This is a genomic window from Paenarthrobacter sp. AR 02 (assembly GCF_021538675.1).
GTDB lineage: Bacteria > Actinomycetota > Actinomycetes > Actinomycetales > Micrococcaceae > Arthrobacter.
This window is the reverse complement of the sequence record NZ_JAJUKH010000002.1, coordinates 260,722-282,354: the sequence shown is the minus strand read 5'-3', so window position 1 is coordinate 282,354 and position 21,633 is coordinate 260,722. Positions and strand designations below refer to the sequence as shown.

Here is a 21,633-nt window from a genome sequence, read left to right as displayed (position 1 = left end):
GCTGGTGCACCAAGAACACAGCCCCCAGCACCAGCACCGCCCCCACGACCTGCCACGCCGACAACGACTCCCCCAGGAACACGAACCCCAGCACCGTGGCAACCAATGGGCTCAGGAATCCCAGGAACGACACCACCATCGTCGGCAGCCGCTGGATACCCCGGAACCACACGGCGTAGGCAGCCAACGCACCGAGGACGCTCAGGTAAGCGAACCCCGCCAGATTCAACCCAGAGATCGACCCCGGCAGTCCTTCAACCACCAGCGTCACGGGCAGCAGCATGACTCCACCCATTGCCAACTGCAGGCCGGTAAACCCAAGCAGCCCCACGCCGTCGGGCCTTCCCCAGCGTTTCGTGAGGACGATGCCGGCCGCCATGCTCAGCGCCGCCGCCATCCCGGCGAGCACACCCACAAAAGTCAGCGTCGCGTCGGATCGCAGGACGAGCAAGCCGACACCCGCGGCTCCCACCGCGCAGGCAATGATGTGCGCCTTGCGGATCCTCTCCCCCAGCAACAGCACGCCGAGGAAGAGCACAAACAAGGGCTGGATGGACATGACCAGCGCGGCGAGCCCACCGGGGAGCTGATACGCGGTGAAGAACAGGAGAAAGAAGAACAGCCCAATATTGAGCGCCCCCAGCGCTGCGGCTTTGAATCACCAGCTCCTCCGCGGCCACGTTCGGGTGACGATCATCAGCACAATGCCCGCCGGCAGGGCCCGCACGGTCGCAGCCAGGAGCGGCCGATCCGCGGGGAGGAACTCCGTGGTCACCAGGTAGGTGGATCCCCAGACCATCGGGGCAAGGGCGGTGATGAAGAGGTCACGAGGGGATGCCTTGGGCGCCCCGACTCCCGCGCTGCTGGCAACCGCTGTAGATGAACTCATCTTTCACTTCCATACATTTCGACATCGAACTATTTAACGTAAGACAATGTAGGTGCTGTAATGTTTGAGGTCAAGCATTGGAGGGCGATGGACCGCGACGCAGTGGACATGATTCTTGAGCAGTGGGACAAAGAGCGACCCGACGTGGATGTCAGCTCCATAGGCGTTCTGGGCCGGCTCAACAGGGCGAGTCGCCTCGCCTCCCTCGAGGTTCAGAAATTCATGAACCAGTTCGGACTGGAGCCCTGGGAGTTCGACGTCCTGGCAACACTTCGCCGGTCGGCTGCCGAAGCGCCGTTGACGCCGGGGCGACTCGCCAGCCTCACCATGATCGGCTCCGCAGCCATGACCAACAGAGTAGATCGGCTGGTATCGCGCGGCCTGGTTCATCGTGAGACCAACCCCGAGAACCGCCGGCAACTACTCATCAGCCTCACGCCAGAGGGACTCGCTCTGGTGGACGACGTCGTGGAGCACCACGTCGAAAACCAACAAAAGATGCTCGAGGGCCTAACCAAGACTGAGCGGACCCAGCTAGCGAACCTTCTGCGCAAGTTCCTGCTAACAAACAACGACGGCGAACCCTCCTAAGAGTGCCCATGCGAGGATGAGGCGTGGACACTTCCTCTGAGCAGCTGGCGATCGCAATCGGAAAAGCACTGGGAGGCGGACAGGCAAGTGCCTATAACGGCATCTCATATTGCCAAAGCGGCAACCATCAGATGAGTTATGCCATCTCAGTGCACCCCAGGGTTTTCATGTGGACCGCGGAGGAACTGCCGGACGGGCCAACACGAACATTCGACCCGCGCTCCCTCACCCTTCAGAGGGATGGCGCGGATGAATTCAGCCTTTCAATTGACCGCATCCCGTTTTCCTTTCCTAAAGCTGTCCAGCTTTCATTCCCACTCTCCCTGCCTATATGGGGCCGACACCTGGACGACTATCACCCGGTGGCTTGTGAGATGAATGGCTCGGACACAACACTCCTCCTCAGGCACCGCCTTGATCCGACCATCTTCGGGTCCTTCACCTTTGACACGGAAAGCGGTATCGCGAAGACGCTCTTCACACCGACGACGGCACTGAAACTGGAGCGCGAGGTCCCGCCGGAGAACGGAAAGTACGACTTTGGATTTGTGGCTGGCTCCGGAGACGCTGAATTTCAGAACCACCTCCGCCCCGACGGAGACACTCACCAGTAGAGGTGGCCTGCAAATGACCGTCTGCAGGCCATCCTCAATCTCATGGTCACTCGAGCTCTCTGGACATCTAATTGACCTGTTTACGTTTGCTTCGCCGCAGCAGCCACCAGCCATAAATGCCACCAGCTAGCATCACAGCAGCACCCAGTCCCCGCCACCAAACAAACGGCTGCCAGGTCGCGAAGATCACGGCCATCACGAAGAACAACACCACCTGCAATGGCGACGGAATCCGTTTCATCGGGCTGCTTTCAGTCGTCGCTGCACGCTACCAACCCGCGCAGCCCATGAGCGTCAGCCCAATGCTCGACAGCGTTCCCGCGAGCGCCCAGCCAACGACAGCACCGCCCGGCGCGAAGATGGTGACCATGCTGACTCCCACGCCCAACGCGCAGCTCCACAGGACCGAACCCGGGCTTCCACCGATGTTCAGGTGCGAGACCTGCTGTCCCCCGATGTACACGTCCAGGTACACGGGACAAGTGGCCGGATCGTTGCTGGTCCAGTTGAACGACATGCCCAGGTTCGTGCAAAACGAGTAGTACTGCCCTGCCGGCTCCGGCGGCGCCGGGCTGTTCAACTCGGCGGGTATTTCGACGGCGGCTGCATGGGTTTGTGCTGGCAGCTCAGCTGCGGTGGCCGGAGCCAACCCCGTGAGAACCAAAGCGGCGCTTGCAGCCAGGACGATTGCTATCTTGCTGATGTACTTCCGGATCATTATTGCTCCTAGTGAAGAACGATCTTGCTTGACCCGCACAGCCTGCGCGGGGGATCCATCGGCTAGGTGCCCAAAAGCCCCGAACTAGGTGGCGGGCCAGCCAAAATAGGTGCTAAAAAGCCCAAAAAATGGGTGGCACAGCAGGCCCCCTAGGTGCCGTCAAACAACCCGCGTTTGTCATTTCGGAGATTTCCGACATATCATCACAACGTGCTTCCCGACGTCTTCGGTGCCCTCGCGAACCCCTCGCGACGCACCATCCTCGACAGCCTCCTCGGAGGTCCCCTGACTGCGGGCGAACTGACGGGTCGACTGGAACTCAGCCGCTCATCGGCGTCGGAACACCTCAGCGTCCTCAAGGAAACCGGCCTGATCCGGGAGGAACGGCAAGGCAGGCACAGGCTCTACCACCTCCAAGCCGCCGGGCTGCAGGAAGTCAGTGGCTGGCTGAAGCACTACGAGCAATATTGGAACCAGCGGCTCGATGCCCTGGCCGATCTACTGGACGGCCAATCTACTGAACAGGAAAACACCGATGACTGAGAACTCGATCCGCCTCGAACGCACCTTCCCGCACCCCCAGGACGCCGTGTGGGCAGCCCTGACAACGCCCGACCTCCTCGCCCGCTGGTGGGCACCCGGCGACATTGCTCCCGTGGTCGGCCACCGCTTCACCATGGACATGGGCGGCTGGGGCCAGCAGCCCTGCGAAGTCCTCGCGGTCGAGCCCGGCACGTCCATCACCTTCAGCTTCGCCGAAGGAACCTTGGACACCACCATCACGTGGACACTGAAAACGGTCGACGCCGGGACCACCCTCTACTTTGAACACGCCGGCTTCAACCTGGACTCGCCGATGGGACGCCAGGCCATCGAAGGCATGGGCAACGGCTGGCCCGGCCTCCTCGCCCGCATCGACGAGGTCTTGGTCGACGCCAGCTAGCGTCGGCACCCAAGGCGAGTGCCGTCGTCGTACTTTCGGCCAGAGCTCAACGGAGGCAGGGCGAATTGTTCTTAGACCGGGCCGCACGGCGATTCCGGAGTGCTATATTGACGGAAATCTGGTCTAGGGGACGACATGGACGTTTGGCAGTGGGGCTTGGTACTGTTGGCGGCCGCGTCAGCGGTCTTTGTCATGGGCTCGATCATGTGGGCGGTCTTCGACGTGCTCGGGGAAGTTCGTCTGGAGCAAACAACCCGGATCCTATGGGTACTGCTTTTATTTACAGTTCCCCTGCTCGGGCTACTCGCATGGCCTTACGCGAAGCCCAGGCTTGCCCATTCGGCTAACAGCCCCCGGCTGCGGCAGACGCTCTAGTGTATAGCGCAGCCTCGGGCGCACTCCTTACGGCCAGAGCTTTGTGGATTCTCAAGCAGGATGCTGCATCTCCAGCCATCTCGGCAGCCACAAATGCGCTGGTCGAAGGTTACGACAGCGAATCTCTCCGCGAACTTGCTGGAGCATCACCGGACATCAACGTGTTCCAGCTCGGAACTTTAATAGTTGATGCCCTCAGCTCGCTCGGCACGGCAACGGGACCCATGACCCGGGAAGACGCTCAACTTGCTGCAACCCACTACTACGCAAACCAGGTCCTTGCTGGAAACCTGCGGATACGGGAACTCACCAGGTGGGTGCACAGGACCATTGACCATGAGGGACACCCCATGGTGCAGGATCTTGTGGTTCTCGATGACTCCTTTGATGCGTTCGACGACGGGTGGGGCGCGGAGCCTGAAGGAATGAGCGTGTTGACCGGTTTCGTCGACACATTGGGACCGAAAAATCAGAAGTGGATGCAAACGTGAGCGATCTCCCACTGGGCGACCACGTGCTCTGGTCCTGGCCGGTTAGCCCGGGGCCCGACTCGATAGTCGAATGCCGTGTCGACTACGCATTCACCATCTGCACAGACGGCGGCATGATCCTCAGGATCGAGTCGGCCTTCATCTTCAAGACAGCCGCTGGGAACATTCACCAGGTTGAGCCCAACGGGGAACCTGCCCTTCTGGGACCAGCTCTCTCGATCACCCGGTCATCAATCGCGGCGGGGTTCGCCGACGACCGCGGAGCCCTTCATGTGGAGTTCGCCGACGGGAGCGCCATCAACGTCCCTGCGAATATGAACTACGAGGCTTGGACGATCAATGGGCCCCAAGGATTGTTGCTCGTCTCTTGTCCTGGGGGCAGCATCGCAAGCTGGGGTTTGCGGACGGGGTAGCAAACTCGACGAGATCTTGTTCAGCGTCAGCTGAACTTTCCTCGCTATAGCCGCTCCGGCGTCGTACCTCCACTCTTGTGAGTTCGAGCAGCTGCCAGCCCATCGTGGCAGGATGGGCTGATGTTGCCCGATGCCGAGTCCTTGCTTGCAGGTCCGCGCGGAAGACGCCTGTGCCTGGAGCTTGCCATGGCAGCCGACGAGGAAATCCTCTGGGCCGCACGCCATCTGAGCTACAACCTCGATCCCGCGGCCGGTAGGTCGAGGGTCATGTACACGCTCAGCTCGTCGAAGGGGCCCGAGCCCGTTCCTGCTGCTCCGACCGTCGCCGAGCTGATTGACCGTATCAACGCATTGCACCTGGAAACCGTGAATTCCTTGGTGCCATACGCTTTGCAGCGAAGCGTGGACACCGCCAGGTACTGGCAGGAACCCGACGGTGAGGACGCTCTCGCCGCCACGGATGCGGTGACTGCTGCGTTGGCACACGTCGCAGCGGGGGTTCTGGAATCACCCGCGTCGCAATGGTGGCGGGACGGCTTCCGGCCGGGGCAGTGGGCGATCGACTGGCGTTCCGCAAACGACCCAGCTCCACTCCCCCGAAATCCCCAGCAAATCCTGGCCGAATGGGCGCGAAACCAACGGACCAAGGAGATTCGCGCCGCGTGGGAACTCCCGGCAGACATTAGGGCCCAGGTAGGCGGAGAGTGGTGGTCAATCCCGCATGGCCTTGTGCAAACAGTCCCATCGATCCCCGAAGGGCTCAGCCTCGTGGAGGATTCCCTCGGGTGGGAAAACGCGACCACTATCCCTGTGAGCGGCGCCGGGCGAATTCTGGAGATTCGCACGGCCACGGATTGGAGCGACCTTTGCCGGACTTACCCGTTGGAGGTTACTGCGTCCCGCCGTCATGACTGGTTCCGCTCTACCGGTCGCCACGGGCGCTGGCTCATCCCTGACTGGGAGCAGGCCGCATCGGAGTGGGACGCCGTGCACCTCACCGTCGACGGCTACCTCAACGCGGCAGGTCGCGCACTCTCCGTTGGCCCGGACACCGCAACGGTTATCGCGGGTTGGGACCCGGGCAGCACGATCTGGCTCACCGAGGTGGCCCGCGAATCCGAACAGCCACGGCAGTTCTGGCACCGGCCCCATAACCAGGACGAGTGGTTCCAGATCGGGGCGGACTAGGCGATATCCCCGCGGTTACATCAACCAGGGTGGAGAATCGCGGGTATGGGTGGATCAATGTATCAACTGGCAACGGACAATCCGGCTCGGGATGCTGCCCGGAAGCAACGCGCAGCCCGCGCGCAAGACTTTGGCGAAATCGCCGCAAACTGGTCACTCACGGGTACGGGGCCTTCCTCAATCTCCGGTCCATCTGAGGTCGCGGCGGGAGTCATGGTCGCTGCAGGATTCCCCGGCTCAAACAGCGGCGAGCAGTGCTTGGTCACCCTCAAACCGGCGCCGAACCTGCCCATGCGGAGCGTGCACCTTGTCGATCTTTTGGCCAAGGAACTTACAAGCTTCGCGTACAGCCGCATGGTTGCGAGAAGTGGCGACGTGGCGGCGAAGCTTGGACGCGCCAGCGCTCAGCCCACATCCATCCGAATAAACGGGATCGATACTGCCGGGTGGAGTCTGCAGCACAATGAGCTGCGTGGCATTGTCGCCCGATCTGGAAACCGCGTGTACATGTGGCTCACTACGAGCGCCCCCGCAGAACCATTGGCCCTACTCACCGAAGACTTCGGCGCACATCTCAGCGCGATGCACAGCAAATAAGCCCAGTGGTACCGTGCATGAAACGGCTGGTTTTAGGGGGACGGCATGGAAGCTTGGCAGTGGATACCGGTGATTCTGGCGGGAGCATCAGCTCTCTATGTCACCGGGCTCATCGTTTGGGGCGTCTTTGATGTCCTCCGTGAGGACCGACTCGACCAGCTCACCCGCGCGTTGTGGGTTTTACTTCTCTTCGTCCTGCCGGTCTTTGGCATCCTGGCGTGGCTCTACGCCAAACCAAGGCTCGTCGGTACGCCCAACAGTGTCCGCCTCAAGAAGACCCTCTAAGAGCGCAACCGAAGCCGACGGCACCAAGCCGCCCGCCGCCGTCGTGCACTAACAGGGGCACCCTCAACCGCCCGCGATCTCCCGCAACGTCTGCAGATGACCGGCCCACACATTACGTCCAGCAGCCGTCAGGCTTGCCGACGTCCGAGGCATCTTCCCTGCGAAGCTCTTCTTGATCTTCACGAACTCGGCCTTCTCCAGGATGGCAAGTTGCTTGCTCAGTACGGAGTCGCTGACCTGGATGGCGTCCCGCAAATCCTTGAAGTCAAGCGACTCGGCCTTGGCCAGCGCGGCCATGATCGAGAAGCGGACCGGCGAGTGGACGAGTTCGTTGAGCTTGTGGCGCGGGTGTTCCGCCGGGATGCTCATGCGCGCAGCTCCCGGAAGGCCGCGGCCAAGCCCACGACAGCAAGCGCGATGCCCGCCGGTAGGTAGAACCACAGGTTTCCGTCCTGGAACAGTATGGCTCCTGCCGCCAAGGCCACCACATACAGGGCGAAATACGCCAACAGGGATGTCAGGAAGCGCTTGGTGTACCCGGCCTTCGTGGAACGCTGGAACATGGGCCAAATACTGGCCGTCACTGCGGCCCACGCACCCACTGAACAGGCCAGCAACGCAGCGCCGTAGCCGGTGACGAGCACGATGTGCATGCCGATCATGAGCAGCGACCCTATGATCGCGAGGCTGGTGAAGGTGACAGCAACCGGCCAAGCGGCGGCGTTAGTTGAGGTGGCGCCGATGGCCTCCGCCTTGGCCAGCAGTTCACGTGCTTCTGCAGCGGATGGGCTGCCGGTGGTCTCATTCATGCTTCCCCCAAAGTTTCGAATCTGATGTCTCAACAGTAGGAAAGTACTTTCCATGTTGTCAAGTACTTTCCAGTGATCACCGTTAACACCCGCCCCACCAGACCCGGTAAATTTGATTCCACGAGTTTGACCCTCGGTGAGCAACACCACTAGCGCGCCTCACGAAAGCAGGATCACATGACCGTCTCTCCCCTCATCTGGGGCATCACCATCGTCGTCATTTTGGCGCTCTTGGCCTTCGACTACTTCTTCCACATCCGCAAGGCACACGTCCCGTCGCTGAAGGAAGCGGCCATCTGGTCCTCCATCTACGTGGGCCTCGCGATCGTTTTCGGCATCCTGGTGCTGATCTTCGGTGGCGGCCAGATGGGGTCCGAGTACTTTGCCGGCTACATCACGGAGAAGGCCCTCTCGGTCGACAACCTGTTCGTCTTCCTGATCATCATGGCGAGCTTCCGGGTGCCGCGTGAGGATCAGCAGAAGGTCCTGCTCTTCGGCATCGTCTTCTCGCTGATTGCACGCACCGGCTTCATTTTCCTGGGCGCCGCGCTGATCAACTCGTTCGCTTGGGTGTTCTACATCTTCGGCCTCATCCTGCTCCTCACGGCAGGAAACCTGCTCAAGCCCGGCGACCACGGCGACGACCAAGCCAACAACTTCATCATCCGCGTGGCCAAGAAGCTCTTCCACACCACGGATAAGTACGACGGCGACAAGCTCTTCACCATGGTTAACGGCCGGCGTGCGCTCACTCCAATGCTCCTGGTGATGGTGGCGATCGGCGGCACGGACATCCTCTTCGCGCTCGACTCCATCCCGGCGATCTTCGGCCTCACGCAGAACGTCTTCGTCGTCTTCACGGCTACTGCGTTCTCGCTGATGGGCCTCCGCCAGCTGTACTTCCTGATCGACGGACTCCTTGACCGCCTGATCTACCTTTCCTACGGCCTCGCCGCGATCCTGGCGTTCATCGGCGTCAAGTTGATCCTCCACGCGCTGCACGAGAACAACCTCCCGTTCATCAACGACGGCGAGCACGTCAGCGTCGTCGAAATCACCACCGGCTTCTCGCTGAGCGTGATCGTCGGCGTCCTGGTCATCACCGTGGTTCTCTCGCTGATCAGCCCGGCAGGCAAGGCGCAGACGGCCATCAACAACGCCCGCCGCCACGCCGTCGATTATCTGGACCTCGACTACACCGCCGACGCCAATGAGCGCGAGCGTATCTACCGCGCACTGACGGCTGAGGAAGCGCAGATCGTTCAGATGCCGCTGAAGTACCGGAATAAGGCCAAGGACGTGGAGAAGATCCGCGAGCAAGTGGCCGAGGCGCACCGCCAGCACGCGGCGTTCCTCAACCGCTAAAGCTAGCCACCCAGCAGCACGCTGACCTGGGCACGGATATCGTCGCCAACCTGGGCATCGTTCAGGCCCAGGTTGGCTGCCGACGTCATGCTGATGAACATGATCGCGGAGATGATTCCGGCCAGTTTTTCAGCTCCCCGCGCCGCAAGCTTTGTGTCACGGTTCAGGACATCGACGACGGCGGCTTCCGTCCGTTGGGTGAGGGCCAGCGCCTCTGCGTGGTGTGGCTCAGCTGGATCGCCAAAGACGATTTCCTTCAGATAGGTTCTGCCGTTCTCAATCTGTACCCGGTTGCAGGTGATGATCGGGTTGATGATGGCCATCACCGCGTCAAGGACCTCGGCTTCGGCAGCGGCCGCTTCGACTCCCGCGGCGAGCGCCTCGGCGTATTTGACGTTGTGCACCAGAAGCAGCAGCTCCGCCTTGGTTTTCGCATACAAGAACAAGGTTCCCGATCCGACGTCGGCCTTCTCAGCCACTTGCTGGGTGGTGACCTCATCCACTCCGTACTGGGTGAAAAGCTCTCGGGCGGCCGCGGTGATGCGGTCAAGCTTTTCCTGCTTGTTCCGCTCACGTCGGCCAAGGGTCTGGGGCGCAGGCTGCATTCAGCTACCGTATCAGCGGCCCAAGAACTCGAGGGCTACAGGGACGAACCTGTCATGGAACTGGAAGATGCCGCCGTGTCCGGAATCAGGGTAGATGACCAGTTCGCTGCCCGGAATCCGACGGTGCATGTCGCTTGAAAGCACCGAGGGCACCATGCGGTCGTTGTCTCCGTTGGCGATCAGCGTCGGCTGGGTGATGACGCCCAGATCGGCCGACGGCGACAGTCCCCACCGGCGGATGGCTTTCAGTTGCGTCTGGAAAGCGCTGAGCTTGATGGGTGCCTCGCGGTTGGTGGTGCGTTCCTTGAGTCGGTTAATGAAGGCCCGGGCGGCAGGCTTACCGGTGGCATTCCTGTTGAAGAACAGGAACTCCTTGGGATCCTGCCGGGTGAGGCTGCCCCGGAGAACGTCGTAGTACGTGGTTCCCATGATCTTCTGAATGCCTTCTCCACCGGCAGGGCCGGTACCGGCGAGAACCAGCTTGCGCACCAAACCGGGGTGCTTGAGCACCAACGACTGCGCGATCATTCCCCCGAGTGAGAAGCCGAAGAGATCCACCTGCTGATATCCGAGAGCTTGGATGAAGGTGGCGGCGTCGTCGGCCATGCTGTCGATGCTGTCCGGAACGGTGCCAGTGGACGCGCCTACTCCTCGGTTGCTGAAGGTGATGACGTGGTGCTTCGCGGCGATGGGGTCGATGATGCGCGGATCCCAATTGTCCATGTTTCCGGCGAGGTGAATCAGGAAGACCACCGGAACCCCACCCTTGGTCCCCATCTCACGGTACGCGTACGTGACTCCGCCTGCTGTCACGGTCTTAGCGGGTACTTGCAAATATGACTGTTGTTCACTGCTCATGATGTTCGTCCTGTCCTGTGGTTGTTGCTGGCTAAAGGTTTTTGGCTAAAGATGGCTGACAACGGTCTTGCCGCGGACGCCACCTTTTTCCATGGCAGCAAGGACATCGGCCGTCTGATCGAACGGCACCACCCGGCCAAGGACCGGCTTGATCTCCCCCGCATCGATAAGTCCCGCAATGCGGCGAAGCTGGTCGCCGTCGGCACGCATAAAGAGGAACTGGTAGCTAACGCCCAGGCGGCGGGCCTTACGGCGGATACCCGAGCTCAGCAGGGTCGTCGCACCCAGCAGCACAGGGTTTCCGCCCAGCTGCCGGGCAAAGTCTGCGTCGGGCGGGCCCGCGATTCCGATGGCCTTGCCACCCTTTTTCAAGACCTTCAGGGACCGTTCCAGGTTCTCGCCGCCGAGGCTGTCCAGAACCAGGTCGTAGTCATGAAGGATCTCCACGAAGTCCTCGGAGCGGTAGTCAATCACTACATCAGCGCCCAGCTCACGGACAAAGTCTTTGTTCCCGGCGCTGACCGTCGTCGCTATGGTTGCGCCCAGATACTTGGCCAGCTGGATGGCGATGGAGCCTACTCCCCCGGCACCGGCATGGATGAACACCTTCTGCCCGGGGCCAACGTTTCCGCGCTCCACCAGCGCCTGCCACGCGGTCAAGGCCACCAACGGAAGCGAGCCCGCTTCTTCCATGCTGATGGTGGCCGGCTTGATGGCCAGGTCTTCTTCGGCCACCGCGATGCGCTCCGCGAACGTGCCGATCCGGTGGTCCCCTGCGCGAGCGAAGACCTCGTCGCCGGGCGTGAAGGACCGCACCTTTGGCCCCACCTGCAGGACCACGCCAGCGACGTCGTGACCAAGAACCTGCGGCAGTTTGTACGGGAGGATCTGCTTGAACTCCCCCAGCCTGATCTTCTCGTCCAACTGGTTCAGGCCGGCTGCGTGAACCTCCACCAACACATCGCGATCGCCGAGCACCGGTTCAGGTACGTCGATCTGCTGCAGTGGTTTCTTGTACTGGTTGAGGACGAAGGCTTTCATAAGGGGTCTCCCGTGTTTGATTTCTGACTTAACTCAATTATGAGTCTACTCAGTATTTTAAGCAAGGGAAGCTGCGGACCTCCCCCGTCGGAGACGCCCGCACGCTACCCCGGGAGACGGCGCCTGTGGGACTGCTGAGCCCCGTTTAGACGACTCGCTGCGTATAAGACGGCAGGAAACGTCGAATACGCAGCGAATCATCGAAATGGCCGGCCTGAAGCGTTACGTCGAGGGCTTCCGCCACATCACTGCGAGCACCAGCACCACGGCACTGAGCCCCAGCATCACCAAGACCATCAGTCCCCAGTTGGCCTGGTTCACTCCAGGGCCGTAGAACACGCCGATCAGCACGGTCGCCGTGATCGCGCCAAGGTAGCGGCAGGTCTGGAAAATCCCGGCGGCCACTCCGCGCTCTTCGGGCCGGGCGGAAACGTAGAGACCCTGATTGGATGCTGTGCTGACCATCCCATACGGAACACCCATCAACGCGGTCAGCACGAACACCAGCGGCGCCCACAGCGTCAACGTCAACGCGCCCAACGTTCCTGCCGCAGCAGTAAGAATCAGAACGCCGGTGATCAATACAGGCCGGACGCCGTACCGCTCTATGAACCGCACCGTCAGCGGCGTCACCACAACCGACAACGCCGCAAGGGGCAGCATCAGCAGGCCTACTATGCCGGCGTCGTAATGGCCAGCTTCCTGCAGCAACTGCGGAAGGCCGAAGAACGCAAAATAGTAGACGCCGCTGAAGACGATAAACAGCAAGTAGACCAGCAACAGCGGACGGTTCCGCCCCAGCAAACGCAGATCCAGGAATGGCGGACGGAAGCGCAGCTCACGCCAGGCGAAGAGCGCCCCGATCACAGTAGCTGCGGCCAGGAGGTGCCAGCGGTAGCCCGGCATGACGTTCAAGAGCGCCATCATCGCGAGCATCAGCGACGTGACGAAGGCCAGGATGCCAGGGATGTCAGAGTCCCGGATCAGCGTCCCCAAGGAACCGGTCTCGCGATGAGCGTCCGCGGGCGCCGTCTGCCGAACCACGAACAACGCAAGCAAAGCGATAGGCACGTTGATCGCGAACAGCGCCTGCCACCCGACAAGGCTCACCAACAGCCCGCCCACTACTGGTCCAACAGCAGCGGCGGACGTATTCGCCATCTGGATCCGGCCCAACGGCCGCGTAGGCGGCAGCTTAGCCAGCCGGCTCAGTTCGGTGACCATCACGACGGCGGATGGGTACGCCGTCGCGGTCCCGACAGCCATCAGTGCGCGGGCCACGCAGACGAGCGCGAAGTTGGGCAGGAACGGGGCGATCGCGCAGGTGACTGCGACCAACGCCATGCCGAACATGAACAGTCGGCGGGGGCCGAAGCGGTCCGCGAGCCTGCCCATCAACGGCTGCCCGGCGGCGGATGCCAGGTAGAACGACGTGATGACCCAGGTGACCGTGGCGACGTCCAGCGAGAAATGCTCCCGCAGCACCACCAACGCAACGGCGATCATGGATGAGTTCAACGGGTTCAGCGCCGTCCCCAGGCTCAACGCCGCAATAGCCAAGCCGGGGCGGGGGTTGTTGGCAGTCACCTACCCAAGTTTGCTCCATGGTTGCCTCGGGTCACGAAACGGGCTCATAGGGCGGACCATCAACTGCCTGCTGTCCCAGGTATCCGATATGGCGAATACGGGATTTAGGGCCAAGCAAGAGATTGCCGGCGTTACTCCTCGAAGTGGGTTGTGACCTTGCCCGAGGAAACCGCCGCGATGATGGACCGTGCAAGGTGCCGCAGCTTGATGTTGCGGTTGCTCGACGCGGTGCGGAGGATTTCGAAAGCCTCGTCCTGGCTGCAATGGTTCTGCGCCATGATGGCCCCCACCGCAAGGTCGATCACGGTGCGCGACTGCATTGCGGCCGCGAGGTCGTTCCGGGCGTCGCTGAGCTGGGCAATCTTCAACGCAAGGCGAAGCGACTTCGCAGCGTGCAACGCGAAAACTTCGGCCCTCTCCACGTCATCCGGGTCGAAAGCGTGGGTGCGTTCCGAGTAGAGGTTCAGCGCGGCACGGGTGTCGCCTTCAACCAGGAGCGGCACACTCAGGATGGATGCGAGGCCCTGTTGTGAAGCGGCTTCGACATAATCCGGCCAGCGATGCTCGCTTGCGAGATCCGGAACCAGGACGGACGTGAGCTTATCCATGGCCGTCAAACAGGGTCCGTCATACTCGCTCTGCAATTCATCCATCACGCGGGCGCGCTCATCACTGCTGGCGGCTGTGGCCGACTTCTTTCGACGCAACACCGTAATGCCGCAGAAAACGGGGTTGGTTCCGTGGGAGAGAGTTTCGGCGGAGAAAGCCGCAAGGTCTGTGAGGAATGCCTCGACATCTTCGCTGCCGAGGACCAGATCGAGGAAGTATCCATTGCGGAGAGCTTCCTGCTCGGGGCGTGGGTTAGACATATGAGACGTTCCTACTGACTGAAATGCGTCCCCAGCAGACAGCAAAGGAGCGAAAATTGCCGCCCTCTGCAAAACGGTCTGGAAATACCTTATCGTCCAACGAACGACGGTACAAAGTTCAGCCCGTGACGGCTTGACCTGCACAGACACGACCCACTTACCGCCTTCCTGTCAAGTCAGTGCAGGGTGTCGCTTTGCGCAACAACTAAGTAGGCTTACTATGTGAGCCGGGTTCGATCCCGGACCATTTCTGCAAAGGAGTCATCTCATGGGCGTCGAAGACAGCATCCGCAAGGCCACCGAAAACGCGATGGAAGATCTGGCGAGCACATCCAAGCCGGTGAACGACCAGCAGGTTCCCGAGCCGGGCGAGAAGGACGACGATATCCAGGTCCACTCCTCCATCAGCGAAGGCTCCAATGCCATGGACGAGGACCTTTCCCCAAAGCCCACGGGTCGCCGTCGCGCACCGGGAGAACCCGACGGCGGGACTCGCGCCGCGTCATCGGATTCCGACGGCGGCACTCACCGGGGCGACGACGTCACCTCTGACGCCACGTCCGAAGCCTCCTCGGGAGACGTCGCAGGCCCAGCCGGCTTGCCCAGCAGCGACCCCGACGATCTGCGCGCAGACCCCTCCGAGGGCAGCGGCGACCCCTCAACCAGCATGGGCCGGAGCTAAGCGTATTCCGGCCCCGTCTGATCGCAGTCCGTAGGCTGTGGGCATGCTCCCCCACCCCACCGACCGGCTGCGCTTCCGCGAGATGACACCGGATGATCTCGACGCCATGAGCGCCATGCTGGGCGACCGCGACGTCATGACGTATTACCCGGCACCGAAATCCCGGGACGAAGCAGCGGCCTGGATCGAATGGAACCAGGCGAACTATGCGCAGCACGGCTATGGACTCTGGATCGTGGAAACGTACGCCGGCGACTTCGTCGGAGACTGCGGGCTGACATGGCAGAAGGTCAACGGTAGGTCCGAGCTTGAGGTTGGCTACCACGTCCGTCTGGACCTCCAAGGCCGGGGTTACGCCACGGAAGCAGCTACGGTCTGCCTTGAATATGCGCGGGACGTGGTCGGCGCGAGCTCACTTGTCGCCATCATTCATCCCGAAAATGCCGCCTCCCGCCGGGTCGCTGAACGGATCGGCATGCGCCACATCGAGGATGACACGGACGGGCCGGTAACCCGGACCGTGATGGGCATGCAGCTGGCTTAGTTAGCGTGGCTTCCCGACCCGCTTTCGCTGCAGAAAGGTCCAAAGTCAGTCGATTGGAGTTGCATAACGGCCTATCCGGGTTGAAAGGGGGTCAGGAAGCCACAACCACTAGCCGCTGCTCCCCCATCAAGCGAACCGAACGTCCGTGTCCGGGTCCTTCCGGGTGTCCAGCATCCCCGCGATCTTCCCTTCCAGCGCCGCGACCGTGGCCTCGGGAAGTACGATCAACCCGTCGAGTTCCTTGCGTGCACGCTTGTAGGCGGTCTGACGTTCGGCAGGAGTGGCGGCGGTGTCTTCAGCGATGCGCAAGAGCTTCCTTGCCGTCGCCAGCCGTTGGCGTTCGGGGCCGCTGAAGTTGCCGTCCTTGATGCGTCGGGCTTCGCGCTCGGCGACATCGAAAGCGAGTTCGTAACTGTGGACCGCTGCACGATATTCAGCCAGCCGGGCCGGCGTCGTGATGTCCTCTGGCGCCGCGGGCCGCAAGCCGTCGGCCTCTTTCTTGGCCTTGAGGAAGGCGACCGTGAGGGGCTCGCGCACATCGGTCATAAGGGGGAAGTCGATGAGGTTGCCGACGTCCAGCTCGTAGTCCAGCCATCGGTGGTTCACGGAATCGTGGGCGGCTATGAGCGAGACGACTTCTGCCTGGTTGGCTTCCTCGTGCACGGCGAGCTGGTTCCTCAGCTTGAGCAACTCCACCTTGCGGCGGTGCCGCTCTTCGCTGGCCTTGGACCACGACCTCGCCCAGCCACCAGCCATGCCGCCAATGGGAAAGATGAGCCACCAATAATGACCAAGGAAATCGAAGAGGGGTTCCACCGCTCCATCCTCCCACCGGCACGGACGGGCACTCAACAGGACGGGCACTCAACAGGACAGGACCGCTCGCTACTATTCCCCTATGGACCAGCAACTGCACTTCATCACGTTTGCCACGCGGGACCTCGACGCCGCCCGCGCGTTCTACAAGGCCGGCCTCGGGTGGGACCCGCTCATGGATGTCCCTGGCGAGATCCTCTTCTTCCAGGTTGCGCCGGGCCTGGTGCTCGGCCTGTTCGACGCCGAAAAGTTCGATCAGGACCTCAACAACACCACCGCCACCTCCGGGGCCAGCGGAGTCACCCTCTCCCACAATGTCGGCAGCGCGGAGGAAGTCACCACCACCATCGATGCCCTGGTAGCGGCCGGCGCCACCGTTCTGAAGCCCGCCCAGGCCGGCGCATTCGGCGGCATCTTTCATGGCCATATCAAGGACCCCAACGGCATCGTCTGGGAAATCGCGCACAACCCCGGCTGGAAAATCAACGAGGACGGAACGGTGGTTTTCGGATGAGCACGCACACTTCAACGGAGGACGTCATCAACAACAGCGAACGGGTGCAGTTCGATACCTTCCTGGACGAGCACCGTCGGGCTCTGAACGACAGTCTCGATGGGCTCACTGAAGAACAGGCACGACGGCGGCTGGTCCCCTCCCGGACTACGCTGCTGGGTTTGGTGAAGCACGCCACCTTCGTGGAAAAGGTGTGGTTCGACGAAGCCATCACGGGCCGGTCCCGCGCCGAGATCGGCATTCCGGCGTCTCCGGATGAGTCGTTTATTTTGAATGATCAGAACACCGTAGCCAGCATTCGTGCGGCCCACGCGGAGGCGTGCGAGGCCTCCAGGAGTGCGGCGGCGCAGCTGGGCCTGGACGATCTTGTCCTCGGAAACCGCCGCGGCCCCCTCCCACTGCGTTGGGTGTACCTCCACATGCTCCGGGAGCTGGCCCAGCACTGCGGTCACGCCGACATCCTGCGCGAACAAATCACCAGCGCCGACGCGTAGGGCGGATCGAGTTCGCGGGAATGCTTCGAATGCGCTGGAAGGGACCCTGCGAACTCGCACGCTTCCCGCGAACTCGCCGAAACCCGCCGAAAATCCGTTGACACGTGACCAAACAGTCACCTATTCTGAGGCCATGGACACCGTGTTCAAAGCGCTGGCAGACCCCACCCGCAGGGAACTCCTGGACGAACTGTTCCGCGAGGATGGCCAGTCTGCCTCCACCTTGGGAGCTCGTTTCGAGATGACCCGGTTCGGCATCGCTAAGCACCTCAAGCTGCTCGAAGACGCAGGACTGGTGGTTACCCGCCGTCGTGGTCGCGAAAAGCTGCACTTCCTGAACCCGGTTCCCATCCGCCTCATCCACGACCGCTGGGTGAGTAAATTCGCAGAACCATGGGCCGCTGCACTCAGCGACCTCAAATCCAGATTGGAAAGTCCCATGGAAAAGATCTTCGAGATTTACATCAAGACCACGCCGGAACGGTTGTGGGAGGCCATCACCAACAGCGAGATCCGCAGCAAGTACCAGTTCGGGAACACCCTGACCTCGGACTGGACCCAGGGCGGCCACTTCGAAATGCGGAACCCCAAAGCCGATGCGCCGCTGGGCGAGGGCGAGAACATCGAGGTTGATCCTCCGCGCCGGCTCGTCCAGACCATGACCGCGCTGTGGGGCGAGGACGTGAAGGCCGAGGGCACGTCCCGCATCACCTGGGAGATCGAACCGGTCGGCGATTCGTGCCACCTCACCGTCACGCACGATCAACTCCGCGAGGGCGCCAACGATCAGCTCTACGGCGGCTGGCCCATGATCCTCTCGGGCTTGAAGACCTGGCTCGAAACCGGCGAGACACTCACCACGCCCGGCTCCCTCATGTACGCGTAGGCGACCTAAGCGACCTGAACTTCAGTAAGCCACGCCGCCTGCAGTGTGCCCAGCAGATGCGGAGCAAAGTCCTCGCCGATGGAGAGCACCACCCGGCAACGGGCACCGCGTTGTTCCGGGAAACCGGCGTGCTGTCCACGAAGGTCGCACACCGTTTGGCCGCGGCCGGGTCCGTCCGTGGTGTCCACCTGGACGCGAACGGTGGGAGCTGAGGCCAGCTCCACTCCCCTGACGGCGATGGCTGCGGCCAGGGGGTCGTGCATGGCCGAGCATGCACGGCCGAAGATGTCGATGTAGAAACCGAAGTAGTACCCCAGCATTTCACCGAGGGCCTGCGAAACCGGGTGATCGGTTGCGAGCAGTTCCTGCCGGTGGTTTTCCTCCAGGACGTTGGTCATGGTGACGTCCAGGGGCACCATGGTGACGGTCCAGTCGGCGGCCAGGACTTCTGCCGCAGCTTCGGGATCGTTGGCGATGTTCGCTTCGGCCACGGGCGTGATGTTGCCCGGAGCCAGCGCGGCGCCGCCCATGATGGTGAGCTCGGCGACCAGTTCCGGCAACTTGGGTTCCAGCCGCAGGGCGTCGGCGATGTTGGTCAGCGGACCGATGGCGACCACCCGCAACTCCCCTGCGTACTGGTGTGCCAGTTGGACCAACAGCTCCGCTGCCGAGGCCGTGACAGGCTCCCGGTCTGAGGGCGCCAGGTCCACCCCGCCAATCCCATTGTCGCCATGGACGTGCGGAGCGCCCCCATGGAATGTGCCCACTTGGGGATCGTGCGCACCGACGGCCACGGGGATGTCCGGGTGGCCTGCCAGGTTCAGCAGATCCAGGGTGTTCCGTGCGCCACCGGCGGCGGAGACGTTCCCACTGACGGTGCCGATCCCCACCAGGTTGGCCCGTGGGGTGGCCAGGAGGTAGGCGAGGGCCAGGGCATCGTCGATGCCGGTGTCGCAATCAAGGAAGAAGGGTGCGGGCTGGGTCATTGAGGTCTCTCGATTCGGGTGAAGTGGACTGTGGTGAAGCGGCAGTGGGCGGCCCGCATTAGGTGGGAGCCGGCGTCGTGCGTTAGATCTTTTCGCCTTTCGGCGCTGCGATGAACAGGCTAACAATGAAAGCCAGCGCCGTGATCGACACCGAAATCCAGAGTGCGGTGGAGTAGCCGGCTACGGTGCCTTGGCCTGCGAACGGTGCAACGATGACGACGCCGAGGCTCGCCCCGATCCCGAAGGAGGCTCCGTTGATACCCGGCAGTGCGGCGGGTGCTTCTTTGGGCGAGAGCAGGACGGACAGCCCGTTGATGGCGGTGAGGAAGAAGCCGTTATAGAAGATGCCCAACGCGGCGATCGCGATCAGGACTGCGATCTGGTTGTGTGCAAACAACGCAGCGATGATGGCGCAGGCGAGGCTGGTGGCGGTGCCGACGCGGACCGTTTTGATCCAGCCGCGGCGGTCGGCGATCCAACCGGCCAGCGGTGCAGCGAACACACCGATCAACGCGGCGGGGGTGAGGAACAGGAGCGCCGCAACGGACGCGGAGAGGCCGAAGCCGTTTTCCTTGTCCTGGCTCAGCAGCACGACGGTGAAGTTGATGATGGCGAAGATGCCGGCAAGCGTCAGCACGGTGGTGGCGATGACCGGCCACACCTGACGCGAACGGAGGTGGTGGACTGCTACCAACGGGGTTTCGCGCCTCTTTTCGATGAGCCAGAAAGCCGCAAAGGACGCGATGCTGCCGGCCAGCAGGCCGAGGGCGGCCGGTGAAGTCCAGCCGGCGGAGGAACCCGTGGACACGAAGTACGTGATGAACACCAGGAACACGGACAGCGACCCCGCGCCCCACCAGTCCATCCGGCCCGGAGCGACCGCGGACTTACCGCCGGGGACCACTTTGATGACGCAGACGACGGCGATCGCGGCCAGTACCAGCACGGCGACGAAAATCGACTGGAAGCCCAAAGTCTCTGCCATGAGCCCGCCGAAGTAGCCATCCACACCACCCACGCCACCGTTGATGGCCGCGATGATGCCAATGGATGTGCCGAAGAGCCGGGCTGGCAGGTATTCGTTCAGAACGATGTAGGAAAGCGCGAAGATGGCGCTCGAAACACCCTGCATGAAGCGGCCGGCAACCAGCAACGGCAGGCTCGGCGCGAAGATGCAGAGCACCGTACCCGCTCCCATGATCGCCAGGACCAGGAGGAGCGCGTTGCGGCGACCGATGAAGTCACTCCAGCGTCCAATGACAGGACCGGAGATGGCTCCGGCCAGGAAGAACATGGACTGCACTTGGGCCACAGCTTCCGGGGATTCGCCGAAGAAGGAGCCGATGTGGGGCAAGGCTGGGGTAATCATGCTGGCGTTGAGCTGGAAGGCCAGGACGGCGAGCACCAACGTGGTGATCAGGAGCGCAGCGGCCTTGCCCTGGACGCGACCCGCGTCAGTCTTTGTGTCGGCTGCTGCGGTATCGGCTGAGGCTGGGGACTGCGGGTCTCCAGCCTGCGTGCCTGTGGCGGTGGGGATGTTCACATCAAACTCCTTTGTCCGAGGGCGCGGGGCGGCGCCACGAGATGTGAGTTGTTATACAAGCATGTATTACGAGCTTGTGCAACCTGTCACATCGATCCGGTACAGTATCGGTAACCCATCCCAAGTGAGGCACCCTTGACAGACAACGCCGTCAAATTCCTGTCCCGACCCATCGCCACCCAACCAGGGCAGCCGTTGCGCGTCGCGGCCTACTCCCGCATCGCCGAGGCCATCAGGACCAAGGTCCTGCCGCCTGGCTCGTTGCTTCCCACGGAGACGGAGTTGGGCACCATGATGGACGTCAGCCGTACCGTGATCCGGGAAGCACTGATGCTGCTGGAAGAAGACGGCCTCACCCGCGCCCGCCGAGGGGTGGGCCGCTTCGTGGCAGATTCACTGCCACGGATCGGGATCGAACACATCCGGCCCTTCGATCAGCTACTTGGTGGCCCGGACCAGGACATCCAAGTTAAAAGGGTGGCCGCCATCAAACAGCCCGCCTCGGAATTCGTGGCACCGGGTGTGGGCGTGGAGCCGGCCCAGGACGTCTGGTTCTGGGAAAGCGTGCTCATCCGCGACGGCGAACCCGTGGCCCACCTGCAGGAAAACGTGTCGCAGGAAATACCCGAAGCCGCTCCCCTGACAGAGGCCGCGGAAGCACCAACACTTTCTGCCTCCACGCTGCTGGAAGTACTGGGCGGGCTACCCGGCGTGACCCTTGGCCCCGGCGAATGCGAAATCAGCCTCAGCACCGCGGGTCCAAGCCGAGCCAAACTCCTAGGACTCCGCCCCTCCGATCCTGTACTGGTCCTCACCCAATACGTGCGCCGGAACGGCTCCCCCTTCTACCTCGCCAAATGCCTCGTAGCCGCTAAGGCCGGGCACCTTTCCGTCATCCAGTCCTCCTGAAACCTCACCGAAAAGGACCTC

30 protein-coding genes and 1 pseudogene are annotated in these 21,633 nt (G+C 62.2%); 17 read left to right on the top strand and 14 right to left on the bottom strand.

Going from position 1 to position 21,633, the window contains the following annotated elements; translation table 11 throughout:
* Positions 1-19: 19 nt before the first annotated feature.
* Together LRQ04_RS07535 and LRQ04_RS07530 are read right to left on the bottom strand one after the other, a co-directional pair.
* Positions 20-643: pseudogene (locus LRQ04_RS07535) on the bottom strand (EamA family transporter); the annotation flags it as partial.
* Between the two features lie 15 nt (positions 644-658).
* Positions 659-889 carry a hypothetical protein gene (locus LRQ04_RS07530; RefSeq protein WP_235519126.1) on the bottom strand — a complete coding sequence of 77 codons (231 nt, stop codon included), beginning with the start codon at positions 887-889 and terminating at the stop codon, positions 659-661.
* 60 nt (positions 890-949) lie between these two features.
* On the opposite strand from LRQ04_RS07530, the gene LRQ04_RS07525 reads away from it, so the two are divergent.
* Positions 950-1,480, top strand: coding sequence for a MarR family winged helix-turn-helix transcriptional regulator (locus LRQ04_RS07525; protein WP_235519125.1), 531 nt, complete (start codon positions 950-952; stop codon positions 1,478-1,480).
* A 374-nt stretch (positions 1,481-1,854) separates the two neighbouring features.
* Complete coding sequence (locus tag LRQ04_RS07520; RefSeq protein ID WP_235519124.1) at positions 1,855-2,094, top strand: hypothetical protein; 240 nt, start codon at positions 1,855-1,857, stop codon at positions 2,092-2,094.
* A gap of 67 nt (positions 2,095-2,161) precedes the next feature.
* On the opposite strand, the gene LRQ04_RS07515 is transcribed toward LRQ04_RS07520, so the two are convergent.
* Positions 2,162-2,335 carry a hypothetical protein gene (locus LRQ04_RS07515; protein ID WP_235519123.1) on the bottom strand — a complete coding sequence of 58 codons (174 nt, stop codon included), beginning with the start codon at positions 2,333-2,335 and terminating at the stop codon, positions 2,162-2,164.
* Positions 2,336-2,362: 27 nt separating this feature from the next.
* On the bottom strand, positions 2,363-2,812 hold the full coding sequence (locus tag LRQ04_RS07510; RefSeq protein ID WP_235519122.1) for a hypothetical protein: 450 nt from the start codon (positions 2,810-2,812) through the stop codon (positions 2,363-2,365).
* A 210-nt stretch (positions 2,813-3,022) separates the two neighbouring features.
* Here LRQ04_RS07510 and LRQ04_RS07505 point away from each other — a divergent pair, with 210 nt between their 5' ends.
* From LRQ04_RS07505 to LRQ04_RS07475, 8 genes are all read left to right on the top strand, one after another.
* Entirely contained in the window at positions 3,023-3,355 is a 333-nt protein-coding gene (locus LRQ04_RS07505) for a helix-turn-helix transcriptional regulator (RefSeq protein ID WP_235519121.1), read from the top strand.
* Positions 3,348-3,755 (top strand): SRPBCC domain-containing protein, encoded by a 408-nt coding sequence (locus LRQ04_RS07500; RefSeq protein WP_235519120.1) that lies wholly within the window; start codon positions 3,348-3,350, stop codon positions 3,753-3,755. The genes LRQ04_RS07505 and LRQ04_RS07500 overlap by 8 nt, the downstream gene beginning before the upstream one ends.
* 135 nt (positions 3,756-3,890) lie before the next feature.
* Complete coding sequence (locus LRQ04_RS20745; protein ID WP_374198923.1) at positions 3,891-4,130, top strand: PLDc N-terminal domain-containing protein; 240 nt, start codon at positions 3,891-3,893, stop codon at positions 4,128-4,130.
* Between the two features lie 41 nt (positions 4,131-4,171).
* A complete protein-coding gene (locus LRQ04_RS07495; RefSeq protein ID WP_235519119.1) occupies positions 4,172-4,621 on the top strand; it encodes a hypothetical protein in 450 nt (149 codons plus the stop codon).
* Positions 4,618-5,034, top strand: coding sequence for a DUF6188 family protein (locus LRQ04_RS07490; protein WP_235519118.1), 417 nt, complete (start codon positions 4,618-4,620; stop codon positions 5,032-5,034). Before LRQ04_RS07495 ends, LRQ04_RS07490 begins: the two co-directional genes overlap by 4 nt.
* A gap of 120 nt (positions 5,035-5,154) precedes the next feature.
* Entirely contained in the window at positions 5,155-6,222 is a 1,068-nt protein-coding gene (locus LRQ04_RS07485; protein WP_235519117.1) for a hypothetical protein, read from the top strand.
* A 45-nt stretch (positions 6,223-6,267) separates the two neighbouring features.
* Entirely contained in the window at positions 6,268-6,819 is a 552-nt protein-coding gene (locus LRQ04_RS07480) for a hypothetical protein (RefSeq protein ID WP_235519116.1), read from the top strand.
* Positions 6,820-6,864: 45 nt separating this feature from the next.
* The gene (locus tag LRQ04_RS07475) at positions 6,865-7,104 is read left to right on the top strand and encodes a PLD nuclease N-terminal domain-containing protein (protein ID WP_235519115.1); all 240 of its coding nucleotides are present in this window, start codon (positions 6,865-6,867) and stop codon (positions 7,102-7,104) included.
* A gap of 63 nt (positions 7,105-7,167) precedes the next feature.
* Here the strand turns inward: LRQ04_RS07475 and LRQ04_RS07470 are convergent, their stop codons facing one another.
* Entirely contained in the window at positions 7,168-7,473 is a 306-nt protein-coding gene (locus tag LRQ04_RS07470; RefSeq protein WP_235519114.1) for a transcriptional regulator, read from the bottom strand.
* Complete coding sequence (locus tag LRQ04_RS07465) at positions 7,470-7,913, bottom strand: hypothetical protein (RefSeq protein WP_235519113.1); 444 nt, start codon at positions 7,911-7,913, stop codon at positions 7,470-7,472. The genes LRQ04_RS07470 and LRQ04_RS07465 overlap by 4 nt, the downstream gene beginning before the upstream one ends.
* A 177-nt stretch (positions 7,914-8,090) precedes the next feature.
* On the opposite strand from LRQ04_RS07465, the gene LRQ04_RS07460 reads away from it, so the two are divergent.
* Entirely contained in the window at positions 8,091-9,278 is a 1,188-nt protein-coding gene (locus tag LRQ04_RS07460; protein WP_235519112.1) for a TerC family protein, read from the top strand.
* Positions 9,279-9,280: 2 nt separating this feature from the next.
* Here the strand turns inward: LRQ04_RS07460 and LRQ04_RS07455 are convergent, their stop codons facing one another.
* The 5 genes from LRQ04_RS07455 to LRQ04_RS07435 all read right to left on the bottom strand — a co-directional run bounded on the left by LRQ04_RS07455 (position 9,281) and on the right by LRQ04_RS07435 (position 14,238).
* Positions 9,281-9,883: a TetR/AcrR family transcriptional regulator gene (locus LRQ04_RS07455; RefSeq protein ID WP_235519111.1), complete on the bottom strand. Its 603-nt coding sequence runs from the start codon at positions 9,881-9,883 to the stop codon at positions 9,281-9,283.
* 12 nt (positions 9,884-9,895) lie between these two features.
* Entirely contained in the window at positions 9,896-10,741 is an 846-nt protein-coding gene (locus tag LRQ04_RS07450) for an alpha/beta fold hydrolase (protein ID WP_235519110.1), read from the bottom strand.
* A 45-nt stretch (positions 10,742-10,786) separates the two neighbouring features.
* Entirely contained in the window at positions 10,787-11,782 is a 996-nt protein-coding gene (locus LRQ04_RS07445; RefSeq protein ID WP_235519109.1) for an NADP-dependent oxidoreductase, read from the bottom strand.
* 222 nt (positions 11,783-12,004) lie between these two features.
* On the bottom strand, positions 12,005-13,369 hold the full coding sequence (locus LRQ04_RS07440) for an MFS transporter (protein WP_235519108.1): 1,365 nt from the start codon (positions 13,367-13,369) through the stop codon (positions 12,005-12,007).
* A 131-nt stretch (positions 13,370-13,500) separates the two neighbouring features.
* The gene (locus LRQ04_RS07435) at positions 13,501-14,238 is read right to left on the bottom strand and encodes a GAF and ANTAR domain-containing protein (protein WP_235519107.1); all 738 of its coding nucleotides are present in this window, start codon (positions 14,236-14,238) and stop codon (positions 13,501-13,503) included.
* A 268-nt stretch (positions 14,239-14,506) separates the two neighbouring features.
* Between LRQ04_RS07435 and LRQ04_RS07430 the strand changes: the two genes are divergently transcribed.
* Positions 14,507-14,920, top strand: a complete 414-nt coding sequence (locus LRQ04_RS07430; protein ID WP_235519106.1) for a hypothetical protein — start codon at positions 14,507-14,509, stop codon at positions 14,918-14,920.
* Between the two features lie 43 nt (positions 14,921-14,963).
* On the top strand, positions 14,964-15,464 hold the full coding sequence (locus tag LRQ04_RS07425) for a GNAT family N-acetyltransferase (RefSeq protein ID WP_235519105.1): 501 nt from the start codon (positions 14,964-14,966) through the stop codon (positions 15,462-15,464).
* Between the two features lie 126 nt (positions 15,465-15,590).
* On the opposite strand, the gene LRQ04_RS07420 is transcribed toward LRQ04_RS07425, so the two are convergent.
* Complete coding sequence (locus LRQ04_RS07420; protein WP_235519104.1) at positions 15,591-16,280, bottom strand: hypothetical protein; 690 nt, start codon at positions 16,278-16,280, stop codon at positions 15,591-15,593.
* Between the two features lie 82 nt (positions 16,281-16,362).
* Between LRQ04_RS07420 and LRQ04_RS07415 the strand changes: the two genes are divergently transcribed.
* The 3 genes from LRQ04_RS07415 (at position 16,363) to LRQ04_RS07405 (ending at position 18,174) form a co-directional block, all read left to right on the top strand.
* Positions 16,363-16,794 (top strand): VOC family protein, encoded by a 432-nt coding sequence (locus LRQ04_RS07415; RefSeq protein ID WP_235519103.1) that lies wholly within the window; start codon positions 16,363-16,365, stop codon positions 16,792-16,794.
* A complete protein-coding gene (locus LRQ04_RS07410) occupies positions 16,791-17,288 on the top strand; it encodes a DinB family protein (RefSeq protein WP_235519102.1) in 498 nt (165 codons plus the stop codon). Before LRQ04_RS07415 ends, LRQ04_RS07410 begins: the two co-directional genes overlap by 4 nt.
* A gap of 133 nt (positions 17,289-17,421) precedes the next feature.
* A complete protein-coding gene (locus LRQ04_RS07405; protein WP_235519101.1) occupies positions 17,422-18,174 on the top strand; it encodes a metalloregulator ArsR/SmtB family transcription factor in 753 nt (250 codons plus the stop codon).
* Between the two features lie 5 nt (positions 18,175-18,179).
* On the opposite strand, the gene LRQ04_RS07400 is transcribed toward LRQ04_RS07405, so the two are convergent.
* Positions 18,180-19,160, bottom strand: coding sequence for a nucleoside hydrolase (locus LRQ04_RS07400; protein ID WP_235519100.1), 981 nt, complete (start codon positions 19,158-19,160; stop codon positions 18,180-18,182).
* Between the two features lie 82 nt (positions 19,161-19,242).
* The gene (locus tag LRQ04_RS07395; RefSeq protein ID WP_235519099.1) at positions 19,243-20,703 is read right to left on the bottom strand and encodes an MFS transporter; all 1,461 of its coding nucleotides are present in this window, start codon (positions 20,701-20,703) and stop codon (positions 19,243-19,245) included.
* Between the two features lie 135 nt (positions 20,704-20,838).
* On the opposite strand from LRQ04_RS07395, the gene LRQ04_RS07390 reads away from it, so the two are divergent.
* Positions 20,839-21,612 carry a GntR family transcriptional regulator gene (locus LRQ04_RS07390; protein ID WP_235519098.1) on the top strand — a complete coding sequence of 258 codons (774 nt, stop codon included), beginning with the start codon at positions 20,839-20,841 and terminating at the stop codon, positions 21,610-21,612.
* Positions 21,613-21,633 lie beyond the last annotated feature (21 nt).